Source organism: Bacteroidales bacterium (genome assembly GCA_012517825.1).
Lineage (GTDB): Bacteria > Bacteroidota > Bacteroidia > Bacteroidales > JAAYUG01 > JAAYUG01.
Window position 1 is genome coordinate 1 of the sequence record JAAYUG010000184.1, and the last position, 7,018, is coordinate 7,018.

Genomic DNA, 7,018 nt, shown 5'->3' on the forward strand with positions numbered 1-7,018 from the left:
AAAAAACAAATAACTGTCTTCAAACCAGTTCACATAATCAGAAACAGAATTGGCAGAACCGAATTGAAGTAGAGATATTTTTCATCCGTTTTTTCGGCTATTTGTTTCAGGAGGGTGCTTTTACCGCAGCGCCGTACACCAGTAATTACCTCAATATGGCTGCCGGTTCCATACGAACGAATCAATTGCCTCGGGATACCCAGGTTTTTCTTCCTCAATTCTTCCTGCTGACCTTCGTAAGCATCGCGTATCTGGGATAATAGCAACATGGAATTTGTTTTATTTTACCAATATATAACTTTATATATTACCAAAATACATATTAATAATTTTTAGTAACTCATTTCCTGTTCGCTTTTGCCATTTGCGGAGGTTGAAGTATGAGGAAAGGGTATGTTCCGGATTACACAGTTATACCGGCAGCCCTTCTTACGGAATGGCTTCCGAAGCGGTTTCGCATCCGGTCAACAGCCAGGTAAAGGCGGGTAATTTCGGGACGGTCGTCGAACAGGTCGAGTTGCTGTACCCCGTTGATCAGATTGCTGAAGCGGACCCCTACCAGCCGGATCAGCATGCGGCGCTGGTAAAGCTTACTGAACAATTCCTTCACCACAGGGATCAGTTGATGATCAAATACAGTATAAGGTATCTTCTGCTGGATTGTATGGGTATCGAAATTGGAATACCGTATTTTGACCGTTACACAGGAGGCAAGTTTCTGCTGTTGCCGCAGTTCATAGCACAGTTTTTCGGTCATGCTCACCAGCAGGTTATTGATATACATAACATCGGTAGTGTCCTGGTCAAAGGTATGTTCGGTACTGATGGATTTTCTTTCGCTCCAGGGTTCAACCGGTGTGGTATCAATACCGTTGGCCCTTTCCCAGATCACGATTCCGTTTTTTCCCAGCACCTTTGCGAGCATTTCGGGGGGAATCCGGCTGAGGGTTCCGATGGTGGCAATACCCATGGAACGAAGGGTATGAAATGTTTTTTCGCCGATCATCGGCATTCTCTGTATGGGCAGAGGGTTGAGAAAAGGTTGTACCTGCGGTTTTGGTACTTCGAGTTCTCCGTTGGGTTTGGCTTCGCCGGTAGCTATTTTCGACACGGTTTTATTGAGCGACAATCCAAGGGAAATAGGAAGACCTGTTTCACGGATAATCCGCTGGCGCAGTTCGTGCACCCACTTCATGCAGCCAAAGAAGCGGTCCATGCCGGTAAGGTCGAGGTAATGCTCATCAATCGAAGCTTTTTCATATACCGGAGCCGACTCGGCAATAATGTCAGTTACCATGTCGGAATAACGGCTGTACAGTTCCATGTCGCCTTTGATGAATACAGCATCGGGGCAAAGCGACCTGGCCATTTTCATGGGCATGGCCGACCTCACACCGTACCGGCGGGCTTCATAACTGCAGCTGGCAACCACACTGCGGCCGGATGTTCCGCCAATAATGACCGGTTTGCCCGCAAGCCGGCTGTTCTGAAGCCGTTCCACCGATACGAAGAAGGTATCCAGATCCATATGCACAATACTCCGGTCCATAAAACATACTGATATCTGATTTTCCGTTATTTGCAAAATTTTTGATTATTTTTTAATCATTTTTATGCTTATAATTTAATCTTTTTTTTATATTTGTTCCATGTTTTTCTCATCCAACATTCGCCTTCTCCGCAAGCGGAGAAACCGTACCCAGGATGATGTAGCCACCGCCCTGGGCATGAAACGATCCACCCTTAGCGGGTATGAGAACGGGGTTGCCGAACCGGGGCTTGAAGCCCTCCTTGCTTTTTCGCGTTATTTTCGGGTGGCTATTGACACGCTTGTGGCGGTTGACCTTTCTGCTCTTTCTGAAAGCCAGCTTTCGGAACTGGAACGCGGGTTTGATGTGTACATCAAAGGGTCCAATCTGCGCATACTGGCCACCACCGTTGACAGCCGCAATAACGAAAACATCGAAATGGTACCGGAAAAAGCAAAAGCAGGTTATACCACAGGGTATTCCGATCCGGAATTTATCAGCGAATTGCCGGTGTTTCAGTTTCCTCTTCTTTCAAAAAACAAGAAATACCGAACGTTTCAGATTAGCGGCGATTCCATGCTCCCCATTCCTGAAGGAGCATGGGTAACAGGCGAATATGTGCAGGACTGGAGCCTGATTCCTTCGGGTACAGCCTGTATTGTCTTTACCACCGATGGAGGAATTGTTTTCAAAATCATCGAAAACCTGCTCGCACAGGATCAGAAAATCAGGTTGCATTCGCTCAATCCAATGTACGAACCGTATGATGTTCCGGTGGATGAAATCAGGGAAATATGGAAGTTCGTTCATTACATCAGTTCCGAAATTCCTGAGCCTGTGCTTCCGCACCAGCAATTGGTTAAAACGGTTGTTTCCCTGAAGCAGGAATTGTCACAGATCAAAGAACAGCTATCAAAACCCGAGAACAGGGAATAGGTTAATTTCACCATCACGCCTGCTTCTTAAATGCCTGCGGGGAATCGGATCATTTTTTGACTGGGATTTCTGATTTCTGATTTCTGATTTTTTTGATCCTGAACGAAAACAAATAAAATCTCAAATCAGAAATCACAATTCACAACTCACAAATCACAAATTGACCTTAAACATCCGAAACGCTGGAACGCTGGAACTTTGGAACACTGGAACGCTGGAACCCTGGAACCCTGGAATACGATGCCATTGTTCTTAATCCCCTACGGGGAAGAAGATTAGGCTTGGATCGTCACTTCTATTGTCCTTCATCCCCTACGGGGAAAGAGCGTAAAGAAATACCGTTCATGACTCACCTCTCTGCCCTGCACTCTAAGCCCAATGCTTTACGCTATACGCTCTACGCTCTACGCTGGAACTTTAAAACCCTGGAACCCCGCCTCCATTGTCCTTAATCCCCTAACGGGGAATTGGATTTGATTTGATCATCGTTTCTATTGTCCTTCATCCCCTATGGGGAAAGAGCGTAAAGCGTAAAGAAATGGCGCTCATCAGTTTATTCTCCGCTTAACGTTCTACCCAATTGTTTACTCGGGACCGGAAAATCTCAAATCAAAAATCACAACTCACAAATCACAAATTGACCTTAAACACCCGAAACACTGGAACCCTGTAACGCTGGAACTTTGGAACCTTGGAACCATTGGAACTCTGGAACTCTGGAACTCTACTTCCCTACGTAAAATGGATTGGAACCTGACTTAACGGGACTTTTGTTCTATCCAGCGGCGGGCATTGACAAAGGCTTCAATCCAGGGCGTTACCTCGTCGTTTTTCCGGTTGCGCGGATACCACGCCCAGTTCCAGGGATATATGGAACGCTCAAGATGGGGCATCATAGCCAGGTGACGGCCATCGTCTGAACAGATGCCGGCTGTATCATAATCCGAACCGTTCGGATTGCCGGGATACTCGTGATAACTGTATTTCATGGCAATCCGGTATCTGCTTTCCTCATACGGAAGGCTGAAACGGCCTTCGCCGTGTGCCACCCAAATTCCCAGCCTGGTTCCTGCCAGGGTCTTCAGCATTACGGAATTGTTCTCCGGAATGTCAACATTCAGAAAAACCGATTCAAATTTATGCGATGCGTTATGCAGCATGCGGGGCTTCTTTTCATGGCCGGGATGCAATAACCCCAGTTCCATCATAAGCTGGCATCCGTTGCATACGCCCAGGCTCAACGTATCTTCGCGCCGGTAAAACTTTTCAAGAGCCTCCCTGGCCCTGTCATTGTACCTGAAAACACCGGCCCAACCTTTGGCAGAACCCAGAACGTCGGAATTGGAAAAACCACCCACAAACACAATCATATTTACTTCGTCCAGCGTTTCCCGCCCGCTCATCAGGTCGGTCATGTGCACGTCCTTCACATCCATGCCGGCCAGGTACATAGCCCATGCCATTTCCCTGTCGCCGTTTACACCCTTTTCGCGTATAATGGCCGCTTTGATACCGGTTGCATTCCGCCTGCTGCGTTCCAGCCCGTAATCAGCCAGCCTGCCCGTAAACCGTTCCGGAAAGATATAATTGAGTTCAATCTTTTTATACGATTCGAACCTTTCTCTGGCCAGTTCATTTCCGCTTTGCTTCCGGTCAAGAAGATAGGACGTTTTAAACCAGATATCCCGGAGAGCATCGGGGTCAAAATGTTCGGTTTTTCCGTCAAGAAAAACCTTGAGTGTCCGCCGGTCTGAAGGAACACCAATCCGGTAGCACTTAATGTTCCTGTTCTTTAGTATTTCTTCTGCTTTTCCGTCATTTTTCACCTGGATTACCACGGCAGGATTTTCAGCAAAGAGTACCTTGATCCAGTCTTTTTCTCCCAGGGAATTCAGGTCAGCATCAATGCCAATGTGGTTATCGGCAAAAAGCATTTCCAGGAGGGTGGTGATCAGGCCTCCGGCCGAGACATCGTGTCCTGCCAGAATCAATTCCTGCTCAACAAGTTCCTGAATGGCGTTAAACGCCGCCGCAAAATAACATGCGTCTTCAATGGTTGGCACCTGCATTCCCACACGGTTCCGAATCTGGGCAAAACTGCTTCCGCCCAGCCTGAACGGGCAGGATGACAAGCCAATATAGAGAAGCACCGTATCATTTTCTGCCTGCAGTACAGGCGAAACAGCTTTGCGGAAATCTGTCACTTCTCCCGCTGCTGAAACAATGACCGTTCCGGGCGCCAGTACCATTTTGCCATCGGGATATTTCTGGGTCATGGAAAGAGAATCCTTTCCTGTAGGTATATTGATTCCCAGCGCCAGGGCAAAATCGCTCGCGGCCTTAACGGCGGTATAAAGCCTTGCATCTTCCCCTTTGTTTTTTGAGGGCCACATCCAGTTGGCACTGAGTGAAACGCCCTTCAGCCGGTCCTGAACAGGTGCCCATACTATGTTCGTAAGCGCTTCGGCTATGGAAAGAACTGACCCTGCGGCCGGATCGGCAAGTCCGGCTACAGGAGCAAAACCTATGGCCGTGGCTATTCCTCTGTACCCGTTATAATCAAGCGCAGTAATTCCCAGGTTATTTAAGGGAAGCTGGATTCTTCCGGCCGTTTGCTGCATGGCAATCCGTCCGGTTACCGAGCGGTCAACCTTGTTCGTCAGCCAATCCTTGCATGCCACTGATTCAAGCTGAAGCACCTGTTCTACATACGCATGCAGATGTTCCGCGGTATAGTCCACTTCGACAAAATCGGCAGGACGGGTTTCGTCGTTGATCACCGTTCTCGGGGGCTTGCCGAACAAGTAAACCAGCGGAAGATTGATGGGCTTCTGACCTGTTGTCTTGCGTGCAAACACCAGGCAATGATCATCGGTCACCTCGCCGATCTGATACATAGGAGCACGTTCCCTTTCGGCAATTTTTTCAAGCTCGGGAACATCTTCCTCATGCAGAACCAATCCCATCCGCTCCTGCGACTCATTTCCTATGATTTCCTTTTCCGACAGGGTGGGATCACCAACGGGCAGTTGATCCATGTCGATAACGCCTCCGGTTTGTTCCACCAGTTCCGACAAACAGTTCAGGTGGCCCCCTGCGCCGTGATCGTGTATGGAAACAATGGGATTCCTGTCTGACTCCGACAGCGCTCTGATGGCATTATAAACGCGTTTCTGCATTTCGGGGTTCGACCTTTGCACGGCGTTGAGCTCAATGCTGTTATGGTATTCGCCGGTAGCAACTGATGAAACGGCTCCCCCGCCCATGCCGATCCGGTAATTATCCCCTCCCAGCAGAATGATTTTATCCCCTTTCACAGGAACATCTTTCATTGAATCAGCTGCACGGGCAAAACCCACTCCGCCTGCCAGCATAATCACCTTATCGTAACCATAAATCCGGCCGTTCTCGTCGTGTTCAAATGTAAGAACCGCTCCGCAGATCAGAGGCTGTCCGAATTTATTGCCGAAATCAGACGCTCCGTTTGAGGCTCTGATCAGAATATCTTCAGGAGGATGGTACAGCCATTTCCGGGGAGCTGTCTTCTTTTCCCAGCTTCTTCCGCCGTCAGGACGAGGGTAGGAAGTAACATAGACAGCCGTGCCGGCCAGAGGAAAACCACCTTTGCCTCCTCCCATACGGTCGCGGATTTCTCCGCCCGACCCGGTGGCAGCTCCGTTGAAAGGTTCTACGGTGGTCGGAAAGTTATGCGTTTCGGCCTTTAAGGATATAACGCATTCGGTATCGCGCAAAGAAAAATAATCCGGCCTGTCCTGCTTCACCGGAGCAAACAGACTGACAACAGGCCCTTTCAGAAAGGCACAGTTATCGCTGTAAGCCGACACCACCCGGTTCGGATGCATTTTTGTCGTCAGCTTTATGAGCTGAAACAGGGTGTTTTCCTTCTGTATTCCGTCGATAACAAATATCCCGTTGAAAATCTTATGCCGGCAATGTTCGGAATTCACCTGGGAGAAGCCAAAAATTTCGCTGTCGGTTAATCTGCGTCCAAGCGTTTTGCTTACATCCTGCAGGTAGGCAATTTCCTCCGCACTTAACGCAAGGCCTTCTTTCTCGTTATAGGCAGCAATATCATCGATTTCAAAAATGGGATCCGGTTTACGGCCGATGGTAAACAGGTTCTGATCCAGTTCGGGAAATACATTCTGAAGCATCGGGTCATAAGAAGGCTTCGCTTCCTGAGTGGGCGTAAATTCTTCTATCCGCACAATTCCTTCAATACCTATGTTGCGGGTTATTTCAACCGCATTGGTACTCCAGGGGGTGATCATTTCGCGTCTCGGACCAATGAAGGGACCCTTTACAGCAGTTTTGTCAATACATTCTGCTCCGCCGAAGAGCCATTTCAGTTTATTCAGATCATCCGCCGGCAGAGGCTGATTGGCCTGAACGGCAATTATCTTATCTTCAGATGTTTGGAAAAAGAGAACCATATGCATCGTTTAATGCTTCAAAAGTACTAATTTTTAACAGCCTCCCTCATCAAAAGTTCAATGAACGGAAAGTTCCCGGAATCCGGTTGTGCAAAACAT

The 7,018-nt window shown here is 48.2% G+C and carries 4 protein-coding genes; 1 reads left to right on the forward strand and 3 read right to left on the reverse strand.

What is annotated here, in order from left to right; all coding sequences use genetic code 11:
• Positions 1 to 29: 29 nt before the first annotated feature.
• Together GX419_12760 and dinB are read right to left on the reverse strand one after the other, a co-directional pair.
• Positions 30 to 269 (reverse strand): AAA family ATPase, encoded by a 240-nt coding sequence (locus GX419_12760; protein ID NLI25566.1) that lies wholly within the window; start codon positions 267 to 269, stop codon positions 30 to 32.
• Positions 270 to 403: 134 nt separating this feature from the next.
• Positions 404 to 1,549, reverse strand: a complete 1,146-nt coding sequence (gene dinB / locus GX419_12765; protein ID NLI25567.1) for a DNA polymerase IV — start codon at positions 1,547 to 1,549, stop codon at positions 404 to 406.
• A 100-nt stretch (positions 1,550 to 1,649) separates the two neighbouring features.
• Here dinB and GX419_12770 point away from each other — a divergent pair, with 100 nt between their 5' ends.
• Positions 1,650 to 2,465, forward strand: a complete 816-nt coding sequence (locus tag GX419_12770; protein ID NLI25568.1) for a LexA family transcriptional regulator — start codon at positions 1,650 to 1,652, stop codon at positions 2,463 to 2,465.
• A gap of 758 nt (positions 2,466 to 3,223) precedes the next feature.
• On the opposite strand, the gene purL is transcribed toward GX419_12770, so the two are convergent.
• Positions 3,224 to 6,919, reverse strand: a complete 3,696-nt coding sequence (gene purL, locus GX419_12775) for a phosphoribosylformylglycinamidine synthase (protein ID NLI25569.1) — start codon at positions 6,917 to 6,919, stop codon at positions 3,224 to 3,226.
• Positions 6,920 to 7,018: the final 99 nt, after the last annotated feature.